The sequence below is a fragment of the Vibrio breoganii genome, from assembly GCF_001677275.1.
GTDB lineage: Bacteria > Pseudomonadota > Gammaproteobacteria > Enterobacterales > Vibrionaceae > Vibrio > Vibrio breoganii.
Genome location: NZ_CP016177.1, coordinates 1,508,867 through 1,533,902 on the forward strand (window position 1 = coordinate 1,508,867; position 25,036 = coordinate 1,533,902).

Here is a 25,036-nt window from a genome sequence, read left to right on the forward strand (position 1 = left end):
CTGGGTTCTAGGTCCTTAAATCCCTTAATACAACGGCATCTCGTCTGCGACGAATGGATTGCTCACTCGCTCAGAACCGAACGTTGACTCTGGGCCGTGGCCAGGAACGAATCGAGTTTCGTTTCCTAGAGGCCATAGTTTGCTCTTAATAGAGTCAATTAAGGTATTAAAATCACCCTTAGGGAAATCTGTACGGCCTACTCCGCCCTTGAACAGTACATCACCTACGAAAGCAAGTTTTGCAGACTCACTGTGCAACACAACGTGACCTGGGGTATGACCTGGGGTGTGAATAACATTCAATGATTGATTACCAAAAGTGACAACGTCACTCTCATCTAGCCATTGGCTAGGCTCAAACGCTTCAGTCAGAGGAAAGCCGAACATTTGGCTTTGTCCTTCTAGCCCTTGTAGCCAGAAGTTATCATCTTTGTGCGGGCCAACGATCGGTTGATTCAAGGCTCTTGCGAGTTCTTCACTGCCACCAACATGGTCTAAGTGACCATGAGTCAGCACTAATTTCTCTACCTGTACTTGCAACTCTTCGATCATCATCAGTAGTTGCTTAACATCACCACCTGGGTCGATAACAACCCCTTTCATCGTCTCATCACACCAAACGATAGAACAGTTTTGTTGGAAAGGGGTTACTGGAACAACTTGATACTGCAACGCCATGAAAAACCTTTTATTTATAATGAATATTTAAATGAAATTTTGTCGAAACACTTCAGCAGAATATGACAGTTTCTAACCCTAAACTCAAGCATGAGCGTGCCAAGAGCGCTCGCCATAGGTGTCTATATAAACAAACAAGCTTGTTGAATCGCGATCTATTCTACCGCTTGTCGTTGAATCGCTAAGCTAGGGGACTTTGGGCGTGTGTCGTATCCATAAATGTCATCTCTAAAATAGATGCGGCCTGATTCTACCCAAGACGTCTTATAAATAAGATGGACAGGAAGCCGTCTTTTAAGTGGTATACGGGCATTCGCCTTTTGTCCAATTGGCGAAATGTTGCTTTGTCTAAAGCCCTGTGTCTTTGACAAGGTATAGGCAAACTTGTCGGCATGCTGTACCCGAATACACCCTGAACTGAACGCTCTTGATGATTTATCAAACAGGTATTTGGCAGGGGTATCATGCAGGTAAATGGCTCGGCGATTGGGTGTATTGAACTTATACGCGCCTAGCGCATTGTAGCTACCTGACAACTGTCTCATACGAAACGGAAATGTCTTAGCGTTTACTCGACTCCATTGAATAGCGCCATGGTCTATGACCACAGGATCCGCCCACCCTTTGATGACTTGAATCCCCCTTTCACTAAGGTAGCCAGGGTTGTAACGCAAGATTGGGATAATATCTTCGCGCATGATTTTAGGTGGCACGTTCCATGTCGGATTCAACACTAACGAATCCATCTTTATTTCTAGCATAGGGGTTTTGCGTTTTTGTTTACCGACAATCACCTTAGATGAGAATGCCACCTTGCCTCTAAAGTAATAGTTCAAATCGAAACTCGGTAAGTTCACAACGACGAGTGCACTTCGCTGCATTGGCCATAGACGGCTTCTTTCTGCATTGAGAGCCAACCTATGGATGCGATCTTCAATGGGATAGTTCAGCCATTCTATGGTCTTAGGTCCAATGACACCATCCGCGTTTAAGCCGTGTTGAGATTGAAATCTCTTAACGATGTTTCTCAACTCTTTCCCATACCAATCTTGCTCTTTTGTCGATAAAGGTATGCTTAACCCTGATAGCGTTAGGCGGGAAAACAAAATCTCTTTGTCAGTAATGGGGTCCCCCACTCTAATAAGGGCATCGGATGAATAGAGCGCTAGGTCATCGTTGATGACTAATTGCATCTTATCAATTGCAGATTGGTAATCTCGATAGCTCTGAGAGTTAGGTCCTAAGGTCATTAGAAACTCGGTTAACGCGCTGCTCTCTACAGAGGTTTCAAATTCGGCGATAACATTTTCCGGAGGGTCGGCCCAGTCGGACGGTAGACCCTGCCCGTATAACCAAGTATCTTTGTTCTCCCTCAACAGTTCTCGGTAACTGAGAAACGCCAGCATTAGGTCTGTTGCCAACAAGTCGTACTGGTAGTATTGCTCAGAGCTTCTTAGTTGGTGAAGTGTTTGCAGTCGCTGATCGAAAAACGGGCTAAGTTCGGCTAATACCACCATCTCTATGATGTCTTCAAACACCTGCCTATCATGCGGCTGCAACCATATCAGTTGATGGCGATTATTGGAGTAGATGGATTCGGTGAGTTGCGGATAACGAAAGGTCTGTTCTACTGACGATGAGGAGCTAATCCAACCTAAGGTATGGAACATGCTTTGTGAATAGGCAGGGACTGAAAGGACGAAATAGACAAGCAAGCCTGCCCATATCGTCCCTTTCTTGCACAAGGTCATAGCTTACACTCAATACCGATACTGGCTTAAGTATGGCAAACAACCTCTGTTTTAACGAAATATTTTAGTGCGGAAATTCTCGCTAGACATCGAGGTCGTGTTTGCCGTGAGAGGCTTTGGCTTTCAGATAATTTTCATTGCCACTTTTTACATGTGCCATCGTATTGATCACCTCGTCTATACCAATGCCATGCTCTTTCAATTCACGAATTTTCTTAGGGTTATTGGTCACCAAACGAATACGTTCAACATCAAGTGCAGCCAACATTTGAGCCGCCTCTTCGAAATCACGCAGATCATCAGCAAAGCCTAGATGATTGTTCGCTTCATAGGTATTCAGGCCTTCGCTTTGAAGTTTGTAAGCATCAATCTTATTGTAGAGCCCAATGCCACGACCTTCTTGACGCAGATACAGAAGAATTCCGCCCTGGTCGGCCATCTTATTGATCGTTTCGTCCAGCTGCTCACCACAGTCGCAACGAGACGAGTGGAACACATCGCCAGTCAAACATTCAGAGTGCATGCGAACGATCGGCGCCTTTTGAGTCTTATCAGCCGATTGAAAGACCATAGCGACATGTTCTTTGTCCGTTTTTAAACCTTGAAAAGAGAGAAGCTCAGCATCAATATCGCTTTTTGTTCCAACTTTTAAATGTACGCGGGCTCTTACTTCTGCCATAACTCTGTCTCTATCTTAACATTGTGGTCGATCCCAACCTTAGGATCAGTAACTATAGGTTCTATATTGGGTTAAATGACATCTTTTCAAGCCTTTGACCTGCATCAATTTTTCAAATAAACACTCAAAGATCTGAAAAGACTCCACCTGTATACGACAGGTATAAAAAAACCGAGCTATCTAAGCTCGGTTTTTATGCTAACCAAAGAAAACGTTATTCTTCGCTAGCTTCAGAATCGTTAGAGTCTGTTGGTGTTTCTGTCGCTTCTGAAGATTCAGCGGTTTCAGACGAAACGCCCTCTGCATCTTCTTCAACTAGCTCTGCTTCCTCGATTTCATCGATGCGCTGCAGCGCCACTACATTCTCACCTTCCATAGTACGGATCAAGGTAACACCTTGGGTGTTACGTCCTACTTGGCTCACTTCGGATACACGGCTTCTTACCAGTGTGCCACCGTCTGTGATAACCATGAACTCGTCGCCTTCTTCGGTTTGAACTGCACCGACAACGCTGCCGTTACGCTCAGAAACCTTAATAGAAACAACACCTTGAGTTGCACGGCTCTTCGCTGGGTACTCAGAAATAATCGTACGCTTACCATAGCCATTTTCAGTAATGGTTAGAATGTCGCCTTCGTTATGAGGAACAATCAAAGAAACCACTTGGTCACTGTTAATCAGCTTGATACCACGTACACCAGCTGCTGTACGACCCATGCCACGAACTTGTGATTCGTTAAAGCGAACAACCTTACCTGATTTCGAGAACAACATGATGTCGCTATCGCCGTCAGTAATGTCTACACCAATCAAAGAATCTTCGTCACGTAGGTTAACGGCAATCAAGCCATTGCTACGTACGTTAGAGAATTGGTCTAGCGAGGTTTTCTTAACCGTACCATCTGCGGTTGCCATGAAGATGAACTTATCTTCACTGAACTCAGAGACAGGAAGAATAGCAGTGATACGCTCACCCTCTTCCAACGGTAAGATATTCACGATTGGCTTACCACGAGCGGTACGGCTTGCCAATGGCAATTGGTACACCTTCAAGCGATAAGTCTTACCGCGAGTGGAGAAACATAAGATGTTATCGTGGGTATTCGCCACTAGAAGACGCTCGATATAATCTTCGTCTTTCATCTTGGTTGCACTCTTACCACGGCCACCACGACGCTGTGCTTCGTAATCGCTTAGGATTTGGTATTTCACGTAGCCTTCGTGAGATAGGGTCACTACTACATCTTCTTGAGCGATAAGCTCTTCCATGTCGATGTCATGGATAGCAGCAGTGATCTCAGTACGACGCTCATCGCCGTAGCCTTCACGAATCGCTTCTAGCTCTTCTACAATCACTTCCATCAAACGTTCAGTGCTTGCAAGAATGTGCATTAGCTCTGCGATTTCGTCTAGTAGCTCTTTGTATTCGTCTAGGATCTTCTCGTGCTCAAGACCGGTTAGCTTTTGTAGACGAAGATCTAGAATGGCTTGTGCTTGTTGCTCAGTCAGGAAGTACTGACCGTCGCGGATACCAAATTGTTCTTCTAACCACTCAGGACGCGCAGCATCAGTACCAGCGCGCTCTAACATGGTGGAAACAAGACCTAGGTCCCAGCCACGAGCCACTAGGCCCGCTTTTGCTTCAGAAGGCGTCGACGCTTTACGGATAAGCTCAATGATCTCATCAATGTTAGCCAGTGCGAGTGCAAGGCCTTCAAGGATATGAGCGCGGTCACGTGCTTTACGCAGTTCGAAAATAGTACGACGTGTTACTACTTCACGACGGTGATCAACAAACGCCTTCAGCATCTCTTTAAGATTGAAGTGTTTTGGCTGGCCTTTATCAAGAGCAACCATGTTGATGCCGAAAGTTGTTTGCAGCTGTGTATGTGCGTAAAGGTTATTCAGAACAACCTCACCCACTGCATCACGCTTACATTCAATAACGATACGCATGCCGTCTTTATCAGACTCATCACGAAGCGCACTGATGCCTTCTACTTTCTTGTCTTTTACCAGCTCAGCAATCTTTTCGATTAGACGAGCCTTGTTAACTTGATATGGGATCTCAGTAACGATGATGGTTTCTTTGCCCTTGCTATCAGCTTCGATATTAGCTTTAGCACGCATGTAAACCTTACCGCGACCCGTATTATAAGCGTCAATAATACCCTTACGGCCACTTATCGTCGCCGCTGTTGGGAAGTCTGGACCAGGAATGAAATCCATCAACTGTTCAATAGTGATGTCTTCATCTTTGATAAACGCCAGACAGCCATCAATAACCTCGGTTAGGTTATGAGGTGGAATGTTTGTCGCCATGCCCACTGCGATACCCGACGAACCATTCACCAAAAGGTTAGGCACGCGAGTTGGCAGTACTGCAGGAATTTGTTCTGTACCATCGTAGTTCGGTACGTAATCGACTGTCTCTTTCTCAAGGTCTGCTAGCAGCTCATGAGCAATTTTAGACATACGTACTTCGGTGTAACGCATTGCCGCTGCAGAGTCACCATCGATAGAACCAAAGTTACCCTGGCCATCCGCTAGCATGTAACGCAATGCAAAAGGCTGCGCCATACGAACGATGGTGTCATAAACCGCGCTGTCACCGTGTGGGTGATATTTACCGATTACATCACCAACGACACGCGCTGATTTTTTGTAAGGCTTGTTCCAATCGTTACCCAATACATTCATCGCGAACAAAACGCGTCTGTGTACAGGTTTCAAGCCATCTCGAACATCAGGCAGTGCACGACCCACGATGACGGACATCGCGTAGTCAAGGTACGAGCCTCGAAGCTCGTCTTCAATATTTACCGGTGTGATCTCTTTCGCTAGATCGCTCATAGAGCCATTATCCCTCTATTATTAGATCGTCTTTTCGATTCCTATAAGAATAAAAAAATATAACACAATTTTCGAGGATTCTGCATTACTTTCACTATCAGATCCCCCCTGTGTGATGTGCGTTCTTGCCTAGATGGACATAATTTAAACTATTCATTAATTATGGTTTAAAAAACAATCAGTTCGCCCTGTAGATAGCTACAGACATCTCATCGGCATTAACGGAAATGCATTCCATGAATAGTTGGGGTTATAATGTAGAAAATTTCAAAAAGCGTAGTGACTATGGAACAAGGAAAAAACGTCGATCCTGCCGAGATCAAAAAATTTGCCGATATGGCGTCTCGTTGGTGGGACAAAGAGGGAGAATTCAAACCGCTGCATCAAATTAATCCCCTTCGATTGCAGTACGTTCAGGACTCTATTGGTGGTCTGTTTGGCAAAAAAGCCCTAGATGTGGGTTGCGGTGGCGGCATTCTTGCCGAAAGCATGGCCCTTGAGGGTGCACACGTCACAGGTCTTGATATGGGGCGTGAGCCACTGGAAGTTGCTAGGCTTCATGCATTAGAGACAGGCGCAAAGCTTGACTACATCCGTATGACGGTAGAAGAACACGCCACCACTCATGCAGGGCAATACGACGTTGTCACCTGTATGGAGATGATAGAACACGTACCAGACCCACAATCGGTGATTACTTCCTGTGCCGCTTTAGTGAAACCCGGTGGTCACGTCTTCTTCTCGACCCTTAATCGCAATCTTAAATCTTATTTGTTCGCGATTGTTGGTGCTGAAAAGGTATTGAAGTTGCTTCCGCAAGGCACACACGACTACAACAAGTTTTTAAAGCCTTCTGAGCTGATAAAAATGGTGGATGCCACACCACTTCAAGAAAAGGGCATCACTGGCCTTAACTACAACCCTCTGTTTGATTCCTATTCATTGGGACGCAATGTAGATATTAATTACATTGTTCACACCCAAAAAGTCGACAAAGCGTAGTACTTTTCTCTCATTTGCTCTCTGGTTTGAAACTTGATTAAACGGAGAGCATTTTGGGTAGAACTAATCCGACTTTCATTCAGTTTTTAAGCAAGTTGCTCCCTGTTTAAGCGGAGCATTTTTTCAGCACAAATCGATCCATTTCTTTGATAAAGATCAAGTAAATTTTTTTTTGCCTTGTTTGATTTTAAGTCACCCACAAGCTGTGCAAAACCCCAAGCCAATTTCTCTATAAACTCATAAGTAAGTGAACGCTAACAGAGAAAATTCCATACACCGTTTATCCACAGAAGATTATTACGCTTAAACTTGAAAACTCCCCCCAACCGCACTATCTTGTAAGTCGTTAAAGGGAACACCCCTATATGTAGTGTTTCTATCTCACGAAAGAGGTAGATATGGATCACAAAGCCGTCAATATTTTTCTGCAAAAGTTAAAAAATGTGGCTTTAACCATTGATGTTATGGATATCTAACAGAATGAATCAAAAACTTACCGTCACAAAGCGTCACGGACGCAAAGAAGCGATAGATCTAGAAAAGATCCACCGCGTGATCACTTGGGCTGCAGAAGGCCTAGATAATGTCTCTGTTTCTCAGGTCGAGCTGAAATCACAGATTCAGTTCTATGACGGGATCACCACCTCAGATATCCATGAAACCATCATCAAAGCTGCTGCCGATCTGATCTCTGAAGAGACCCCTGATTATCAGTTCCTTGCGGCACGCCTATCTGTGTTCCATCTACGTAAAAAAGCGTACGGCCAATACGAGCCACCGACGTTATTTGACCAAGTTTCTAAAATGGTTGATGCGGGTAAATACGACAAGCACTTGCTTGAAGATTACTCTCGAGAAGAATTTGAACTCATGGATTCTTTCATCGACCACAGACGTGATCTCAACTTCTCTTACGCCGCTGTAAAACAGCTTGAGGGCAAGTACTTCGTACAAAACCGCGTAACCAAAGAGATCTATGAGAGTGCGCAGTTCCTATATATGCTGGTTTCTGCATGCCTGTTCTCTAAATACCCAAGAGAAACTCGTCTAGATTACATCCGTCGCTTCTATGACGCCGTATCTATGTTCAAGATCTCGCTACCTACGCCAATCATGTCCGGTGTACGTACCCCTACTCGCCAGTTCAGCTCATGTGTGTTAATTGAGTGTGGCGATAGCCTTGACTCTATCAACGCAACAGCAAGCTCAATCGTGCGCTACGTTTCTCAACGTGCTGGTATCGGCATCAATGCGGGTCGCATTCGCGCACTAGGCTCAGAAATCCGTAATGGTGAAGCGTTCCACACAGGTTGTATCCCATTTTACAAATACTTCCAAACAGCGGTTAAATGTTGTTCTCAGGGCGGTGTACGTGGTGGTGCAGCAACGGTTTTCTACCCATTGTGGCACGGTGAAGTTCAAAACCTAATGGTTCTTAAGAACAACCGCGGCGTTGAAGAAAACCGTGTTCGTCACATGGACTACGGCGTTCAGCTAAACAAACTGATGTACCAACGCTTAATTGAAGGCGGCAACATCACCCTATTCTCACCTTCGGATGTTCCAGGTCTTTACGATGCCTTCTTCGAAGACCAAGATGAGTTTGAGCGTTTGTACACTCAGTACGAGGGTGACCCTAGCATCAAACAAGAGCAAGTTAAGGCGATTGAGTTGTTCAGCATCTTGATGCAAGAGCGCGCGTCTACTGGCCGTATCTACATTCAAAACGTTGACCACTGTAATACGCACAGCCCGTTTGACTCTAAGGTTGCGCCAGTACGTCAGTCGAACCTATGTCTTGAGATTGCACTACCGACTAAGCCTCTTTCTAACGTCGATGACGAGACTGGCGAGATAGCGTTGTGTACGCTGTCTGCGTTTAACCTAGGTGCTATCAATGAACTAGACGACCTTGCTGAGCTTTCTGAGCTTGTGGTTCGTGCACTTGATGCGCTGCTTGATTACCAAGACTACCCGCTACCTGCAGCTCGTGTTTCAACAATGAATCGCCGTACTTTAGGTGTGGGCGTCATTAACTACGCTTACTACCTTGCGAAAAACGGCGCTAAGTACTCTGATGGTTCAGGTAATGCGCTAACACACCGTACGTTTGAAGCCATTCAGTACCACCTACTTAAAGCTTCGGTAGGACTGGCTAAAGAGCAAGGCGCATGTCCTTCATTCCATGAAACGACGTACGCTCAAGGTATCCTACCAATCGATACCTATAAGCGCACTCTAGACAAGACTTGTGAAGAGCCACTTCACTACGACTGGGAAACATTGCGTAAAGAGATTAAACAATACGGTCTGCGCAACTCAACATTGACGGCCCTTATGCCATCTGAGACCTCTTCTCAGATCTCTAACGCAACCAATGGTATTGAGCCACCACGCGGTTACGTTTCAGTTAAGGCATCTAAAGATGGCATCCTGAAGCAAGTAGTACCTGAATTTGCACAATACAAAGATAACTATGAGCTACTTTGGGATATCCCAAACAACGATGGTTACCTAAACCTTGTAGGCATCATGCAGAAGTTTGTAGACCAATCTATCTCTGCAAACACTAACTATGACCCTAACAAGTATGAGAGTGGCAAGGTACCAATGAAGCTATTGCTTCGTGACCTACTTAACGCGTATAAGATGGGCGTTAAAACCCTGTACTATCACAACACACGTGATGGTGCGAAAGACGACCAGAAAGATGTGGTTGTTGAGCAAGAAGACGACTGCGCAGGCGGCGGTTGTAAGATTTAATTTTTTAAGCTGAAGGGGTGTGCATTCGCCCCTACTTTGCTGTTTAACTTATGGAATAATTGAGGTTGAGATGACCTATAGTACTTTTACTCAAAACAAAAATGACCAGCTTAAAGAACCTATGTTTTTGGGACAGCCGGTTAACGTTGCTCGCTATGATCAACAAAAATTCGAGATCTTCGAGAAGCTAATCGAAAAGCAACTGTCGTTTTTCTGGCGCCCAGAAGAAGTGGACGTATCAAGCGACCGTATCGACTACAACAAGCTTCCTGACCACGAAAAACATATCTTCATCAGTAACCTGAAGTACCAAACACTGCTTGATTCGATTCAAGGTCGTAGCCCGAACGTAGCGCTACTGCCACTAGTCTCTCTCCCAGAAGTAGAGACTTGGATTGAAACGTGGTCATTCTCAGAAACGATTCACTCACGTTCATACACGCACATCATCCGAAATATCGTGAATGATCCTGCCACTGTATTTGACGACATCGTTGAAAATGAGCACATCCTAAAGCGCGCAAAAGACATTGCACACTACTACGACGACCTTATTCAAGCGACTAATGACTACCATCGCTACGGCGAAGGCAAGCATGAAATCAAAGGCGAAATCGTAGATGTAAACCTTCATACATTGAAGAAAAAGCTTTACGTATGTCTAATGTCAGTTAACGCCCTAGAAGCCATTCGTTTCTACGTGAGCTTTGCCTGTTCATTCGCCTTCGCTGAGCGCGAGCTTATGGAAGGTAACGCGAAGATCATCAAGTTGATTGCACGTGATGAAGCCCTTCACCTTTCTGGTACGCAGCATATGATCAACTTGCTACGTAACGGCCAAGATGACTTTAGCTTCATGCAGATTGCTGAAGAGTGCAAACAGGAGTGTTTTGACCTGTTTAAAGAAGCGGCAGAGCAAGAAAAAGAGTGGGCAGAATACCTATTCAAAGACGGCTCTATGATCGGTCTTAACAAGGATATCCTGTGCCAATACGTAGAATACATCACTAACATTCGCATGAACGCGGTTGGTTTGGAGACAGCTTACCCTGAAGCTACAAACAACCCTATCCCATGGATCAATGCTTGGTTATCGTCAGACAACGTTCAAGTTGCACCACAAGAAGCTGAAATCAGCTCTTATCTTGTGGGTCAGATCGACAACGAAGTGTCTGCGGACGACTTTGAAGATTTCGAACTTTAACCAAGAGAGTCAGGCTTAAGCGATGCACAAGGTTACAATTAACAAGGTTACCCAATTAGTTAATTCTAAAAATACGACACTGCTAGAATCAATGGAGATGTCGGGGTTAAAGCCTGAATTTAACTGTAGAGATGGTCATTGTGGAGCCTGTCGCTGCAAGATAAGCTCTGGAGAAGTTGAATACATCGGCTTTGCCATGGCTTACTTAAAAGAAGATGAAATCCTGCCCTGCATTTGCCGCGCAAAATCAGATCTTAAGCTTGAAGATGTTAATGTTCATAACGACATACGTTCAGCGTCTTAGATAGCAGAACAGTTCTCTGAACAGTTCCTGGACAGTCCCTGGACAGTAAAAGGCCCCAAACATTCGCATGTTTGGGGCCTTTTTATATTTGAGCTTTTAACACTTCAAGATAATCAACCGGCCACAACTGGTACCCAAGTATACGGAGCCTCTGAGTTGCTAAAGCGATTGCGACTTTGACGTACCATCCAGTGATTGTTTCCTAGTACAGTCTCAGCATCGTTTTCACTGACATCTTTGCTGCCCATTAAATGTCCATCATCGTCAAACAATTTGAGTCTATAGTTCGCGGTTTGTTGAACTCGATTATTGAGATTTGCACGGTTGAGAATAGAGACGCTTCGCCACATAGCCAGCAAATTGATTTGATCTGAGTGATCAACCTCTCCGAGCAACACCTGATCCGTGCCTACTTTGTACCAGATCTCAATCCTTGATTGGTTTTGCATAACATCCTCCCTAGCCGTTAGTGAGCCAACCCTTTTTCAAGAGCGAGCCACCATTATAAACCTCGTTGCACCGTAGAGAAGTAGTGAATTATTCTGAATTAGAAACACCTAGATATTATCATAATTTACAACCACTTAGCCTTTAGAACAAAAGGTTATATTGTAATCAAAGGGCTAAAAGTGCTGGTCATGCCTGTTCATGAAAAATGTCGAAAAGATCACAAAATCGTTATGCTGGACGCGACTCTGGTCACACTTCCGTAGTCTACAAACATCTCTTCATCCTTTAAGTGACGGCGTAGCATATCGATAGCGATAGCAGAAATCACTATATTCCGCGCCTTGAAACTGTAATCTCTTTTAAATACAACGGATTGGGATAGGATCTTATCCTGCGTCTCCAATATAAATTGCACGCCACCTGACTCTGTATTCGTTATCATTAGCGCGTTACTGCCTGATCTTTCGAGTAAAAATCGCTCATACAAGCCATCAATTTTGTTTAAATAATCACCAGGCTCAGAATCACTCAATAACGTGGAAATGTTCACCGAGTTGATATCGACATGGTACTTAAGGGAAGCGTCTGACACCCAATGATGAAAATATCCTTGGGTTGCATAATCAAACACATTAAGTCCAATGCCCTGCTCTTTCATCAATGACATCGTAAAGTCACGAACTTCTTGGTTTACCGAGAGCGTATTTAATGACAGTTCTTGCTCGACACTCGCAATAAACTCACTGATCTGTTTATTGGTGTCACTGTAGAAAATCTTCACTTCAATAAAAGGTAATGCCGAGCGATACCCTAGCGACACGCCAACGGGCAAGTCTAGGGCTTCAATCTGATTGGCAATGCCAGATTCTGATAAGCCGAATGTATAGATGCGATGAACCTGTTTCTGGCTTACTGAAGAGAAGTTTTGCTGAATGTTAGGGAGGATCTCCCCTGCCACCATGGTCTTAAATTCGTGAGGAACCCCTGGCGTGAAATAGCAGAGAGCACCATGAATACGCACCATAAAGCCACAAGCTGTGCCTCTAGGGTTATCTAGAATCGCACTGCCCTTAGGCAGCATAGCTTGCTTGATATTCGACGAAGGCATAGGTCTTTGCCACTGCTGATACATAAGTTCTAAACGCTCAACCCACTCGCTATAAAGCTCTAACTCTACGCCGGCACATAAGGCAGCAGCTTCAGCGGTCAAATCATCACTGGTTGGCCCAAGACCTCCGTTCACGATAACGATGTCATGATTATCAGCTAGAGTGGATATTCCCTCAGAGATGGCTTGTAGCGAGTCTCCGACCGTGGTGCGAGTCGTCATTTGAAAACCACGTTCAAATAAAAATGCAGACAACCAACTGGCATTGGTATCGACTATGTCACCAAACAGCACTTCTTCACCGGTACTAAGCATTGCGATTCGAGGCGTTTGCACTGCGCGTGCCTCATCTTTTTTTTCTTGAGTCATAATCTATGTCTTTAATTGCAGATAGGAATTTAAAATAAAATAGTGTTAGGTTAACAAAAAGTTAACTACACTTCGTAGTGTTTACGCCGTGCCGTAAAACAAAAATGTAATAATCGTAAGTCACTGTTTTATTTAGCCATAAAATAATAGATAATTGTGAAATGGATCTAAAAATTTTGCATGGGAGCATCTAGTGCAGTTTAAAAAAATTGCCATGTCGTTGTTAGGCCTTTTTAGCACTACCGCTGTTGCTGAGTATGACACAAGTAAACATATTGAGTTTTCATATGTCCCAAACTGTGAGAACTCATATCAATATTGTGCCAATAAATCGGTGAATTACTCAGCCTTATCATTAGATGATCATGAGCCTGATCTAGAGTTAGACGCTGCCAAAACTCCTATGTACCTCACTATCTCTGATGGTCGAGACTGGGATTACCTTGCAGAACAAACCTACACCATTTTAGGTTTGAGTGTCGCGACGGTAGGCCTTATGACTCTTCTTCCTGAAAGCATCACCAAATGGGAAGACGATGATAGAGACCTGAGTAAATTGGGCGATAAGTGGGTAGAGAATGTAAAAGCAGGCCCAGTATGGGACCGAGACGAACACGTTCTAAACTATATTATGCACCCTTACTTCGGTGGTGTTTATTACACCGCGGCAAGGCACGCAGGATTTAATGAGTTCGAATCATTTGCCTACTCCTTCACTATGTCTACTTTCTTTTGGGAGTACGGTGTAGAGGCATTTGCAGAAGTACCATCATGGCAGGACCTTTTTGTAACACCCGTTTTTGGTGCTGTGGTTGGTGAACTCATGTTGCAAGGCGAGCAGGAAATCTTGGCCAGTGGCGGTCGTGTTTGGGGCTCAGAAACCATGGGGGGTATCTCTCTGTTTTTCTTAAACCCTGTGGGCAAGATTCACTACTGGATAACGGATGCCTGGGGTGGAGACACAGAAGCAAGTTTTGTGACCAACCCATGGTTTGGTTATCAAGATGCGGCTGTATTTGCGTTAGATGCTGGTGCACCTTATGACAGGCAGTTCATTGGTATGCAGGTCAGTTTAAAATTCTAACCTAAAGTTCAAACGAAAAAATCGCGCCTAGGCGCGATTTTTTTTACTGCTTTTTCTACTACGACTTAGAGTTACGCAGCATCATCGTTTACTGGGCGAATGCCCTGTGGTCTTTCGGTACGCACTTCCTCAAAGTCATGGCTAAAGTGATCCACTTGGATAGCACGGTAGCGTAACTTATCCGCTTCAAGCACCTTATTGACCTCTTCTTGAGACAAGATCCCCAGCTCTTTCGCTAAGCTAAGTTTCTGCTGCAGAGGTTGTTTCTTGTCAATGCGTCCATCACGAATCGCCTTGGTCACCTTTTTCTCAATAGGAGCAACAGACAACATGGCATCAAACGCTCTTTCCATGATACCAACGGCGTCGTCTTCCTTATCACTCACATAACAAAGCTTGGTTAAACGCTCTCTATGCTCACCCTGCTCCATCAACAGCTGCGCCACTTTTAGTGTCACCGCATCACTTGGTGGTTGGAAATGATTGCCGATCGGGAACACCAACGCCTTCATCGCGTATTTTGCCCAACCTACAGGGAAGTTGTCATACGCCTGTTGCAGAGCTTTCGCACCATTGTGCAAGCAGTGCTCTACGGCATACTGAACAAATGCGAGATCTTTTTCTTGCTCGCCTTCGTCGTGATATTTCTTCAGCGCCGCTGAAGCAAGATATAGATAGCTCAACAGATCACCCAAGCGCGCTGAGATCAGCTCTTTGCGTTTAAGGTCTCCACCCAACGTCAGCATGGCAAAGTCAGAGCTCACCGCAAGCGCACGGCTCAATCTCGTCATGTGCTTATAGTAGCCTTTTGTTTTGCCGCTCACTGGTGAAGATATAAGGTGAGAGCCAGTTAGGGCAGCCCCCAGAGCGCCTAAGCTGTTCTTAGTCGCATGGGTAATGTGCTTAAACAGTAAGGTATCAAATTTACCCGCAGCCTTATCTGTATCCGCCTCTGAGGCCAATTCCATCTCGCTTAATACATAAGGGTGGCAACGCGTTGCCCCTTGTCCAAAGATCATCAAGTTACGAGTTAGGATATTGGCGCCCTCTACCGTTATCGCCACCGGAATACCGTAGTAATGGTGAGATAAGTAGTTCATTGGGCCTTGTTGAATAGCGCGTCCCGAATGGATATCCATAGAGTCATCAAGAATAGTACGCGCCATCTCGGTCATGTGATACTTAGCAATTGCTGTCACAATGCCTGGTTTCTCTCCGCTATCAAGTGCTGTAGTAGTTAAGGTGCGACTTGCTTCTAATAGATACGTTAGCCCGCCTATTCGACCTAGGCTCTCTGCCACGCCTTCAAAGCGACCAATAGACAAACCAAATTGTTTGCGAACCAACGAATAGGCACCCGTGGTTTTCGCTGTTAGATGCCCCACTGCTGCGCCAAGTGCGGGCAATGAAATGCCTCGACCTGCTGATAGACATTCAACCAGCATACGCCAGCCTTTACCGGCGTAGTCGGCGCCGCCAATGAGCCAGTCAATTGGAATGAATACCTTCTCACCACGAGTCGGCCCGTTCATGAACGCAAGCCCTAGAGGGTCGTGCCTTTCACCGTTTTCCACCCCAGGATGTGAGGTTGGAATGAGCGCACAGGTAATGCCAAGGTCTGTGCCCTTGCCTAATAGATTTTCAGGGTCTTGAAGTTTAAACGCTAAGCCTAGTACCGTAGCGACGGGAGCGAGAGTGATGTATCGCTTATTCCAACTTAGCTCGATGCCTAATACGGTCTCACCATTATGCTCTCCATAACACACATGACCACTATCAGGGATCGCACCCGCATCGGAGCCTGCTTCTGGGCCTGTTAATGCAAAACATGGGATGTCTTGACCATCGGCTAATCGAGGAAGCCAATAGTTTTTCTGTTCATCAGTACCATAGTGTGACAACAGCTCACCAGGGCCTAGGGAGTTAGGCACCATTACCGTCACCGCAGCACTTAAGCTTCGCGAAGCAATCTTGGTCACTATGGTAGAGTTTGCAAGGGAAGAGAATGCTCGCCCGCCATATTCCTTAGAGATGATTAAAGAGAAGAATCGCTCTTTTTTTAGGTAGTTCCACACTTCCTCAGGAAGGTCTCTGTCCTTTTTGACCACTTGATAGTCATCAATCATATCCAAGAGTATCTCGACTTGGTTATCGACAAAGCTTTGCTCTTCAGCGGTTAAGGTAGGTTCAGGGTAAGCGTGCAGTTTCTCCCAATCTGGCGAGCCGGAAAAAAGGTCTCCTTCCCACCAAACACTACCCGCTTCCATTGCCTCTCTCTCAGTGTCTGACAGTGGCGGCAATACTTTCTTGAACATCTTAAATGCTGGGTCACTAACCCATTTCCTTCTATATGAAGTCATAACCTTCCCCTTCCCTTAATGGTTAATCTTAATCTGCACACATACCCGAGGCTAAAAACGGAACGATTTGATCGAACATAGCTTCAACATCGGTATTTACTTCAAACTCACTGTTGGCGATCTCTAATAGCGCTTCGCTTGAGGCCATAGTGAAAACACAGGTCCCCAAGGTAAAATGCAATCGCCAAAATAATGTTTCTTTGTCTAGATTTGGATTCGCTTGAATAACAGCCTGAGTGAACCTATCGAGCACGTGTCCATAACGCGTTGTGATGAACCATCTAAGATGACCTTGCACATCGCTATAGCCTCTGCCTACAAGCAGTAAGAAGCGACTCGCTCCCCTATCAAATTCTTTATCTAGATTGGTTAATGGGGCCTTTAGTGCATAGAAAACGTCTGTCATTGAAACGTTCGTAGAAACATTCGTACGCAAGTCTATGGACTCAAGTTCACGTTCAAGCTGCGGCATAAACTCTTCTAAATATCGATCGAGTACCGCTCTGATCAGCGTTTTCTTATCCCCAAAGTGATAGTTCACCGAGGCAAGATTGACATTGGCTTGGCTGGTTATGGCGCGCAAAGACGTGTCTTTAAAGCCTTTCTCTGCAAACAAAGACTCGGCGACCTCTATGATCTTTTGTTTTGTTCCCAATCTTGCGCCCATATTCAATCACCCGTATTAAACACTTGTTTGAATTTAACAAGAGCGCAACATGAAAGCAACAACAAAAACAAAAGAGATCTGACCAGATCACATTTTAAGCAACCCGATAGGAATTTAGTTATTTAAAAACAGTGCGTTAAGAAATCTAGGCAAATAGTCAGGAAGGATCACAAGAAAAATAGAAATTTAATTGAACTCTTTCAGTGAGTCCCAGTCTTATATTATGTAAGCAACAGAGCAGTATGAATTAGCTTTGAATGAATTCGATTTTTTACTGTTGATTACGACCACTGTTATTTCTTTTGACTCCTATGTTTTGTATAAGCCCAGTCCGATTTGATTGGGCTTTTTTTTGTCCAAATTTTACCCATAAAAAAAGGGAGAGCTTTTCAGCTCTCCCTTTCTAATCGTCAATTCTTACTATTAAGACTGAGCTTCCACTGTTGAAGCTTCGTTCTCAGCCTCTGCCTTCTTTGGGAGCGATACGCTCAGCAAGAAGTAACCAATCACAGCCGCTAGAGTTGAGCCCATCAGGATGCCCAATCGTGCGTGTGTGTTGAAGTCAGCATTAGCACCAGTAAAGGCCAGTGATGCAATAAACATCGACATGGTAAAGCCGATACCACACAACACGGATACTGCGAAGATATGGCGGAAGTCGATACCCGCTGGAAGCTTAGCAACGCCCGCTTTAACCGCTAACCAGCTGAAGCTGAAGATACCCAGTGGCTTACCAATAAGAAGGCCAAGTGCTATACCCATAGGTAGAGCTGAGCCTAAGGTCGAGAACGAGATACCTTCTAGTGATACACCTGCATTTGCAAAAGCAAAGATAGGTAGAATCATGAACGAAGACCATGGGTGCAGTGCATGCTCCAAATGCTTCAGTGGAGAGTGCTCGCCCTTCTTACCTTTTAGAGGGATAGCAAAACCAATTACAACACCTGCTAGTGTAGCGTGTACGCCAGACTTAAGCACCGCGAACCAAAGAATCGCGCCCACTAATAGATACCATTTCAATGGAGTCACTTTCTTGTGGTTCATGAAGAACAGCAAAGCTGTCATCGCAAAACCGACAGCCAAAGCTGATGTAGAAAGATCACTGCTGTAGAACAGAGCGATAATAACAACAACACCAAGGTCATCAATAATAGCCAGCGCTAGTAGGAAAACCTTTAGGCTTACTGGTACACGTTTACCAAGTAGTGCCATGATACCTAGAGCAAAGGCGATATCTGTAGCGGCTGGAATAGCCCAACCCGCGAGTGCATCAGCATTGCCCATGTTAAACAGTACGTATACTAAAGCAGGTGCAACCATACCACCTACCGCTGCAATAGCGGGGAAGATAGCTGTTTCACGAGACTTTAGAGCTCCTTCTAGGAGTTCACGTTTTACTTCCAAACCAATGAGTAGGAAGAATAGCGCCATTAGACCGTCGTTTACCCAATGTTCAACAGACATGCCTAACACGTAAGAATGAAGAGCGCCTTGATAAGCTTCGTTAAGAGGAGAGTTCGCCACAATCATCGCTAGCGCAGCTGCGATAACAAGGATGATGCCTCCGGCTGATTCCATCTTAAAAAAATCTTTTAGCATTTGACTCATATTTAAACCCATACATTTGTGATTGAAATCACACAACTAAGTGGCAGCTAGTCTACCTATTGTTACTCAAAACAAAATTCGATTGTTCAAACCAAACACTTCGGAATATACGAACTAATAAGTAGAATGCCTATAGTTGAACCATAATAAAAGGCAAAAAAAAGCCTCTGAGATACTAAAATAATACAAAATGAATTTAGTCTAACATCCCCCCGGGCAACACAGCCTAGCCTATATAGCGTAGACCAATAAGTCAGTAGCCGATCAGTTGTAGGTAACCTGAGGCATTGATACTGCCGGAGGCTTCAATTCGACCTGACCATGACGGTATAGAAAGATTTGCCCACTGCTCAAGACGCGACGTCTTAGCTGTCAGAAAAATATTATACTCAGGCACATTCACCACCCATTGCAAAGGCAGGGTCTTGCCGTTACTTAAGGTGCTAGAACCAATAGCGTGGATCTCGATATCATCATGCTTAAGTGCCACGTGACCGCCATCGGGTGTGTAAATGTTGCCATAGTGATAGGCGTCTATATCTCCATGATGACGAGTTTTCGTCACAGACAGCACTCTTCCATCTTGGAGCCTAAACATAAACTGGTTATAGCCTTTTTGATCCTCACCAATGATGTCCGTTCCCCATACCTGGTTAAACACCGCCATACCGGACACCTCTATCGCTTGATTGCCTATAGTCAGTGTACCTGAGCTCTTAACGTAAGGCGCCGCGTAACCATAGAGTGCCCTCGACATCAGCTCGTGTGTTACCTGATAGCCACTTTCTCCCAGCGGGATATAAGGCGTATCCAAGCTATTGGCTAGATTAATATCAAACTGATCTGATGAAATGGACAGCCGACCCGGCATTGGAAAGCCGGAGAAAGAGCGCAGAGTCCAATTATCAATTGAAAGCTGGTATGGACGCTGGCGCATACCGACCAAGCCTATCCCACCTCTTGCAAATCGTTGGTCACGAAACACTTGATCTGGTGTGGTGACAATGGCTTGAGAGGTATAAATTTGTGGAGACTCCCAGCCTGTTCCCTCGTCTTCAGACATAGAGATTCGAAATAAAAACCACTGCACTAGGTATTCATTGCCTTGGTCGTCATTAAGCATGGCAATGTATCGCCACACTTCATGCTGAAACTTAGGATGTATTCGAAAATCGTTGGGGAAATTAATTCTAGGACCAGGCAATACCGGCTCAAAGGTATCATCAACCTCACTCTCAAGATCTTCTATGGTCAGCAGAGGCTGCTGCTCAGCGCTCCAAAGTTTATAAATCACTATCCCCGCACCAATAGAAAGTGTCACAAGAATAGTGATTATCAACAATAGACGTTTATTAAAGGTTATTTGCATTCTTTCGCTCTATAACGCATCACGCAGCGACTTCATCGGTGTACGACGAATCACTTGCAATACAGGTATGGCTCCCGCCAACATTAAGGCTCCAACAGTGAGTGCCAATGTACCTAAATAATCCCACGGAACCACATGCAACTGCATACTCCAACCAAAGGTTTTCTTCAAAATAAGTTCAACAACATTACTCGCGAGCGCCATGCCAAGGGGAATAGCCACACATGACGACACTAAGCCGAAGGCGAACAGTTGTGCCCCGCCAACAAACACCAGTTCTTTTCCTGAGACCCCAAGACAGCGAAGCAAGGCAACATTGCGCAATCTCGATGCCTCGCCGGCAAGAGTCGCGAAGAAGATACCAAAGACGGCGACAATCAAGGTTAGGTTGCCTAAGGTATCGGTAATGCCAAAGGTTCTGTCAAAGATCTTCAGCGCCTGCTCGTGAATGGTATTGTTATTGACCACCCGCTCTGCCGGCGTTCGATAGATAGAGATCAATTTCGAGGTCAGGCTATCGGCTTTGGACTTATCGTTGAGCACGACCCCAAGCCCAATGCTTCCTTGTCCTGGCAGTAACAAGCGCCAGCTGTTTTCCGACAACAAGACCTGATCATAGGGGTTTCCATAATCATAGTAGACCCCCACCACACGCCATTGCTGACCCACAGGGGCAGGCAGTGAAATGTAATCTCCGACTCTAATGTTTCGTTTCAGAGACATAGACTCACTGATCATCACGCTACGAGAATGATGTAAGTGATGCCAATAATCTGGAATGGTGACCTTCTCAGAGAGCGAACTTTTCTCTCCAGCACTATTACCAGTACTGACAAGATTAATGTTGCTATCAAGGGTCACCAGTTCCGTTTCCCAGCGCTGCCAAACTTCTTTCACTTCTGGCTGTTTTTCAAGCCAAGCGGTCATTCTAGGGGCAGCATTGACCGTAGGATGAATATACACATCCGCCGCTAGGCGCTGAGATAGCCACTTATCCGTGGTTTCTCTAAAGCTTCCCACCATGGTTTCAACGCCGACGTTCGCGGTTATCGCTAACATAAAGGCCATTAACGCCACACCACGGTAACTCATAGAGGCCGCAGCATCGGCAAAGAACCAACGTGCTCTCACCCAGCGTAATCGATAGGAAAGATAGGTGAATAGCTCAAAGATGACATACGGAACCACTAAAGCAACGCCCACCAGCATAAAGGCAAGAATGCTAAACCCAGCATAAACCCCTTCACCAAACTGAAGAATAAATACGGCGGCAAAGAGACAAACAGCAGACAGTACCGCTTGCCAGAAAAATTCTTTTCCCGCAAAACGAACCAAAGATAAACGAGCCGTCAGACGAATTGGCTGTGAGCGTATCAAACGGACTAAAGGCCAAGTACAAGAGAGTAATACCCCCAAGATCGCCATACCTAAACTCTTAAGGCTCCATGTCCAGCTCCAATTGATCACAAGATCGATGCTTGCGTTATAAATAGCGCCAATACTCATAGATACAGCAGGCAGTAATTGATTGGCGAGCACTAAGCCTAAGACATTACCCGAAAGCCAACTCACCACTACCAGAATCACCAACTCTAAACACAAAGCGGCAACCAGCTGCCCGCCGGAAACGCCTATTTGGCGCAATACGCCAACAACGGTTTGTCTTTGAATGAACGACAGCGACATGGCTTGATAAAAGATAAACAAACCAATTAAGAATGACAGCATTCCCATTGCAGTGAGATTGAGGTGGAAGGCTTCAGTTAAGGAGACCAATTCAGCGCGAGTATTTTTACGCAAGCTCATACCCTCAGGGAGCATACCGCGAATCTTATCCAGCTTTTCTTGGCTCATATTTCCGCAGCCAATCAAGGAAAAGCCTGTGCCTCTTCTTAGATTACGAGTAACCGCCATATCAACGATAAGGTTAGAGCCCTTAACTAACTTTTGGTTATCCACCACAAGAGGGCCTAGCTCTTTACCATCATGCAACTTAAGGCGTTGACCCTCTTCCCATCCCATGTACTTCATGTAGGTGTGATTCACCAACACAGGATAAGGGGGCTGCATCATTTTGAGTATTGGGTTTTCTAGAATATCCGAGCGGAAAAACACCTCAGCGGTTGCCAAAGCGTCGATGCCTAGTAATTGAACTTCGCTCCCCTCATCGGTTCGGGTGCGGTAAATATCAAACGGAATACATTGATTGAACCCTTCACGACGCATCTGGACATAGAAGCCCTGAGGGATGGTATTAGAATTACTCTTAGATTGAATACGGTAAGGCAAAGGGTTTGAGAAAAGGCGTTCACCGTGTGTATAGGAGAGCTTGGCATGTTGGTTAATGGCTAAAACACCCACCAATACCGATATACCAAGGGACAGCCCCAGCCAGACTAAGATCATCTGCAATGGGTGCCGCTTGTAATGACCGAGTAGCGCTTTAGCTATGGGCCATAACATGCAGTTGCCCTCCTTGCAGACGCGCGGTCTTTTCCATATAGGCTGCGACTTTCTCACTGTGTGTCACCAGCAGTAAGGTGCAGTTAAATTCTTTGGTCAATGAAGAGAACAAGCGCATCACCGCTTCTGCATTCTTTTCATCTAGGCTACCCGTTGGCTCATCTGCCAAAAGAATCGACGGTTCCATATACAAGGCTCGAGCGATAGCGGCACGTTGTTGCTGTCCACCAGATAACTCTTCTGGATATCGGCCTAACAGAGGCATTAGGTCTAAGGTAGCTAGTATCTGACGCCACAATTGGCTGTTTTCAGGTAGGCCCTTCAACTGGCGACAAAAGCGAATATTGTCGGCAACGTTAAGTGTGGTTAAAAGGTTATATTGTTGAAAAACATGACCAATGTGATTGCGACGATAGCGAGTACGATTATTCTCTTTGAAATTATGCATGTCGTAATCGTCAAACCAGATTTCGCCAGAATCGACTTTATCTAGGCCCGCGATCAGGTTCAGAAGTGTACTCTTACCTGCGCCAGATTCTCCCATAAGTGCTATTTGCTCACCTCTGCCAATCGTTAGATCAGCACCCTGTAATACCGGGTGAAATTCTCCACCGTCAACAAATCCTTTGCTAACACTTACCAGTTTCAACATTAATGGTTACCTTTTACCCATCTTAAGCTCACCTAAATATTCAATCTCGATAATGAGAGGTGTCTTTTGAAAAATATGATGTATTTTTCAGCAAGATCATGAAAAAGTGAGGGTTTTCTGCAAATAGTATACTCTTATCTATAGGATAGAACCAAGCAGGAATCAGGATGAACTCAAAAAAGGTATTGGTGGTTGGCGCGTCTGGCTATGTAGGCTCACAACTTGTACCACTGTTGCTGGAAAAGGGACACCAAGTTACTGCTAGTGCTCGAAACCCTACACTGTTGAAAAGTCGGATTGCCAGCCACCCTGATCTCACGTTTGAAGAGCTAGATTTAGCCAATAAACAGCAGACGTTGGATGTGGTTAACGATTACGATTTAGTGTTCTTCTTAGTGCATGGCATGAACCATGGCCATGACTTTCTTGACTATGAGTTGTCACTGGCTCATCACTTTGCCGATGCACTCAACCAGAACCCTATTGGTCAGGTCATCTACCTAAGTTCTTTGCAGCCTCAAACGGGTGACTCTGAGCACCTTAAAGCGCGTCGAGAAACAGGCAACATTTTACGCCAAACCCAAGTGCCGATTATCGAGCTTCGCGCAGGGGTTATTATCGGGCCTGGTTCCGCCGCCTTCGAGATCATGCGCGATTTTGTCTACAACCTACCCGTGCTCATTACGCCAAAGTGGGTAGATTCGCGAGCCAACCCCATCGCACTGCAAAACCTTAACCATTATCTCCTGTCTTTGGTCAATGAAACCCCAACCAAGAGTGAGTTTTATGAGGTAGGTGGCCCAGACACCCTAAGCTATCGAGAGCAGTTTAAGCATTTATGTAAAGCCACCAACAATCGATACCGCCTATTTGCCACTCCCCTACTAACTCCGGGTATGGCCTCAGTATGGCTAGGTTTGGTGACTTCTGTACCCAGCAACATTGGGCGCGCATTACTCTCGGGCCTAAGTCATGATTTCGTTGCAGACTCTCAAGCAATACGCACTCGCTTTCCTCAGACCCTTCTGTCGTACCAAGAGATGATCACCGATACACTCAGCCACGAAGATGAGTTTGCTCGCGGTAAAGTATGGGGATTCGATCCTGCAGCTCTAAAACGATGGCAACCCGGCTATGGCTACTTCCCGAAGCAAGCAGGCGCTAGCATCACCACTTTAGAGAGCTCTCAGGACCTATGGAACGTGGTGAAAAAATTAGGGAGCCCAGAGGAAGGTTACTTCTTTGCCAATATCTTGTGGCGCACTCGAGAATGGTTAGATCTGTTTGTCGGGGGCGGCCGTCCTAAACGGCGAGTGCCTGAAGGCCCAACCTTAAAGGTCGGTGACAAGATAGATTCTTGGAAGGTGATTCGTATTGAAGAAAACCAGTTTCTTTCACTGCTGTTTGGCATGAAAGGTCCCGGACTCGGACGCTTGGAATGTACCATTGTTGACCATGGCGATCACAGAGAATTAGACGTTAGAGCCTGGTGGCACCCAAAAGGCTTTTTTGGACTGCTCTACTGGTATGCAATGTTTCCAGCGCATCTGTTTATTTTCAAGGGGATGGTGAAGGCGATTTGTCGTAAATCGCAGGCAATAGGTCCTAGGTCCTAAGCTTAAAGCGGTCAGCTGTCAGCTACAAGCTGCAAGCTACAAGCTACAAGCTACA

The 25,036-nt window shown here is 45.3% G+C and carries 18 protein-coding genes; 6 read left to right on the forward strand and 12 right to left on the reverse strand.

Annotation, left to right across the window (positions count from 1 at the left end; translation table 11 throughout):
• Positions 1–24: 24 nt before the first annotated feature.
• The 4 genes from A6E01_RS07070 to gyrA all read right to left on the reverse strand — a co-directional run bounded on the left by A6E01_RS07070 (position 25) and on the right by gyrA (position 5,962).
• A complete protein-coding gene (locus A6E01_RS07070; protein WP_065209923.1) occupies positions 25–678 on the reverse strand; it encodes an MBL fold metallo-hydrolase in 654 nt (217 codons plus the stop codon).
• A 155-nt stretch (positions 679–833) separates the two neighbouring features.
• Positions 834–2,429 carry a L,D-transpeptidase family protein gene (locus A6E01_RS07075; RefSeq protein ID WP_017242891.1) on the reverse strand — a complete coding sequence of 532 codons (1,596 nt, stop codon included), beginning with the start codon at positions 2,427–2,429 and terminating at the stop codon, positions 834–836.
• Positions 2,430–2,511: 82 nt separating this feature from the next.
• On the reverse strand, positions 2,512–3,108 hold the full coding sequence (locus A6E01_RS07080) for a GTP cyclohydrolase II (protein WP_065209924.1): 597 nt from the start codon (positions 3,106–3,108) through the stop codon (positions 2,512–2,514).
• A gap of 214 nt (positions 3,109–3,322) precedes the next feature.
• A complete protein-coding gene (gyrA, locus tag A6E01_RS07085; RefSeq protein ID WP_017030552.1) occupies positions 3,323–5,962 on the reverse strand; it encodes a DNA gyrase subunit A in 2,640 nt (879 codons plus the stop codon).
• Positions 5,963–6,247: 285 nt separating this feature from the next.
• Between gyrA and ubiG the strand changes: the two genes are divergently transcribed.
• The 4 genes from ubiG to yfaE all read left to right on the forward strand — a co-directional run bounded on the left by ubiG (position 6,248) and on the right by yfaE (position 11,235).
• Entirely contained in the window at positions 6,248–6,964 is a 717-nt protein-coding gene (gene ubiG / locus A6E01_RS07090) for a bifunctional 2-polyprenyl-6-hydroxyphenol methylase/3-demethylubiquinol 3-O-methyltransferase UbiG (RefSeq protein WP_065209925.1), read from the forward strand.
• A 480-nt stretch (positions 6,965–7,444) separates the two neighbouring features.
• The gene (gene nrdA, locus A6E01_RS07095) at positions 7,445–9,727 is read left to right on the forward strand and encodes a class 1a ribonucleoside-diphosphate reductase subunit alpha (protein ID WP_065209926.1); all 2,283 of its coding nucleotides are present in this window, start codon (positions 7,445–7,447) and stop codon (positions 9,725–9,727) included.
• A 70-nt stretch (positions 9,728–9,797) separates the two neighbouring features.
• Positions 9,798–10,931 (forward strand): class Ia ribonucleoside-diphosphate reductase subunit beta, encoded by a 1,134-nt coding sequence (gene nrdB, locus A6E01_RS07100; RefSeq protein WP_017030054.1) that lies wholly within the window; start codon positions 9,798–9,800, stop codon positions 10,929–10,931.
• Positions 10,932–10,953: 22 nt separating this feature from the next.
• Positions 10,954–11,235 carry a class I ribonucleotide reductase maintenance protein YfaE gene (gene yfaE, locus A6E01_RS07105; RefSeq protein ID WP_017030055.1) on the forward strand — a complete coding sequence of 94 codons (282 nt, stop codon included), beginning with the start codon at positions 10,954–10,956 and terminating at the stop codon, positions 11,233–11,235.
• 113 nt (positions 11,236–11,348) lie between these two features.
• On the opposite strand, the gene A6E01_RS07110 is transcribed toward yfaE, so the two are convergent.
• Positions 11,349–11,684, reverse strand: a complete 336-nt coding sequence (locus tag A6E01_RS07110; RefSeq protein WP_017030056.1) for a hypothetical protein — start codon at positions 11,682–11,684, stop codon at positions 11,349–11,351.
• 218 nt (positions 11,685–11,902) lie between these two features.
• On the reverse strand, positions 11,903–13,162 hold the full coding sequence (locus A6E01_RS07115) for a molybdopterin-binding protein (RefSeq protein WP_065209927.1): 1,260 nt from the start codon (positions 13,160–13,162) through the stop codon (positions 11,903–11,905).
• Between the two features lie 214 nt (positions 13,163–13,376).
• On the opposite strand from A6E01_RS07115, the gene A6E01_RS07120 reads away from it, so the two are divergent.
• Positions 13,377–14,246 (forward strand): DUF3943 domain-containing protein, encoded by an 870-nt coding sequence (locus tag A6E01_RS07120; RefSeq protein WP_050988797.1) that lies wholly within the window; start codon positions 13,377–13,379, stop codon positions 14,244–14,246.
• Positions 14,247–14,317: 71 nt separating this feature from the next.
• On the opposite strand, the gene A6E01_RS07125 is transcribed toward A6E01_RS07120, so the two are convergent.
• From A6E01_RS07125 to A6E01_RS07150, 6 genes are all read right to left on the reverse strand, one after another.
• Positions 14,318–16,606, reverse strand: coding sequence for an acyl-CoA dehydrogenase (locus tag A6E01_RS07125; protein ID WP_065209928.1), 2,289 nt, complete (start codon positions 16,604–16,606; stop codon positions 14,318–14,320).
• A gap of 28 nt (positions 16,607–16,634) precedes the next feature.
• The gene (gene psrA / locus A6E01_RS07130; RefSeq protein ID WP_065209929.1) at positions 16,635–17,273 is read right to left on the reverse strand and encodes a TetR family transcriptional repressor PsrA; all 639 of its coding nucleotides are present in this window, start codon (positions 17,271–17,273) and stop codon (positions 16,635–16,637) included.
• 423 nt (positions 17,274–17,696) lie between these two features.
• Positions 17,697–18,881 carry a Na+/H+ antiporter NhaA gene (gene nhaA, locus A6E01_RS07135; protein WP_065209930.1) on the reverse strand — a complete coding sequence of 395 codons (1,185 nt, stop codon included), beginning with the start codon at positions 18,879–18,881 and terminating at the stop codon, positions 17,697–17,699.
• Positions 18,882–19,134: 253 nt separating this feature from the next.
• Positions 19,135–20,250, reverse strand: a complete 1,116-nt coding sequence (locus A6E01_RS07140) for a lipocalin-like domain-containing protein (protein ID WP_065209931.1) — start codon at positions 20,248–20,250, stop codon at positions 19,135–19,137.
• A 9-nt stretch (positions 20,251–20,259) separates the two neighbouring features.
• Positions 20,260–22,713 (reverse strand): ABC transporter permease, encoded by a 2,454-nt coding sequence (locus A6E01_RS07145; RefSeq protein WP_065209932.1) that lies wholly within the window; start codon positions 22,711–22,713, stop codon positions 20,260–20,262.
• A complete protein-coding gene (locus A6E01_RS07150) occupies positions 22,694–23,365 on the reverse strand; it encodes an ABC transporter ATP-binding protein (protein WP_017030064.1) in 672 nt (223 codons plus the stop codon). The genes A6E01_RS07145 and A6E01_RS07150 overlap by 20 nt, the downstream gene beginning before the upstream one ends.
• A 167-nt stretch (positions 23,366–23,532) precedes the next feature.
• Here A6E01_RS07150 and A6E01_RS07155 point away from each other — a divergent pair, with 167 nt between their 5' ends.
• A complete protein-coding gene (locus A6E01_RS07155) occupies positions 23,533–24,981 on the forward strand; it encodes a DUF2867 domain-containing protein (protein ID WP_065209933.1) in 1,449 nt (482 codons plus the stop codon).
• Positions 24,982–25,036: the final 55 nt, after the last annotated feature.

Coding starts and splice junctions, on each gene's coding strand:
- A6E01_RS07070 (WP_065209923.1), bottom strand. CDS start 678: ATGGCGTTGCAGTATCAAGTTGTTCCAGTAACCCCTTTCCAACAAAAC.
- A6E01_RS07075 (WP_017242891.1), bottom strand. CDS start 2,429: ATGACCTTGTGCAAGAAAGGGACGATATGGGCAGGCTTGCTTGTCTAT.
- A6E01_RS07080 (WP_065209924.1), bottom strand. CDS start 3,108: ATGGCAGAAGTAAGAGCCCGCGTACATTTAAAAGTTGGAACAAAAAGC.
- gyrA (WP_017030552.1), bottom strand. CDS start 5,962: ATGAGCGATCTAGCGAAAGAGATCACACCGGTAAATATTGAAGACGAG.
- ubiG (WP_065209925.1), top strand. CDS start 6,248: ATGGAACAAGGAAAAAACGTCGATCCTGCCGAGATCAAAAAATTTGCC.
- nrdA (WP_065209926.1), top strand. CDS start 7,445: ATGAATCAAAAACTTACCGTCACAAAGCGTCACGGACGCAAAGAAGCG.
- nrdB (WP_017030054.1), top strand. CDS start 9,798: ATGACCTATAGTACTTTTACTCAAAACAAAAATGACCAGCTTAAAGAA.
- yfaE (WP_017030055.1), top strand. CDS start 10,954: ATGCACAAGGTTACAATTAACAAGGTTACCCAATTAGTTAATTCTAAA.
- A6E01_RS07110 (WP_017030056.1), bottom strand. CDS start 11,684: ATGCAAAACCAATCAAGGATTGAGATCTGGTACAAAGTAGGCACGGAT.
- A6E01_RS07115 (WP_065209927.1), bottom strand. CDS start 13,162: ATGACTCAAGAAAAAAAAGATGAGGCACGCGCAGTGCAAACGCCTCGA.
- A6E01_RS07120 (WP_050988797.1), top strand. CDS start 13,377: ATGTCGTTGTTAGGCCTTTTTAGCACTACCGCTGTTGCTGAGTATGAC.
- A6E01_RS07125 (WP_065209928.1), bottom strand. CDS start 16,606: ATGACTTCATATAGAAGGAAATGGGTTAGTGACCCAGCATTTAAGATG.
- psrA (WP_065209929.1), bottom strand. CDS start 17,273: ATGGGCGCAAGATTGGGAACAAAACAAAAGATCATAGAGGTCGCCGAG.
- nhaA (WP_065209930.1), bottom strand. CDS start 18,881: ATGAGTCAAATGCTAAAAGATTTTTTTAAGATGGAATCAGCCGGAGGC.
- A6E01_RS07140 (WP_065209931.1), bottom strand. CDS start 20,250: ATGCAAATAACCTTTAATAAACGTCTATTGTTGATAATCACTATTCTT.
- A6E01_RS07145 (WP_065209932.1), bottom strand. CDS start 22,713: ATGTTATGGCCCATAGCTAAAGCGCTACTCGGTCATTACAAGCGGCAC.
- A6E01_RS07150 (WP_017030064.1), bottom strand. CDS start 23,365: ATGTTGAAACTGGTAAGTGTTAGCAAAGGATTTGTTGACGGTGGAGAA.
- A6E01_RS07155 (WP_065209933.1), top strand. CDS start 23,533: ATGAACTCAAAAAAGGTATTGGTGGTTGGCGCGTCTGGCTATGTAGGC.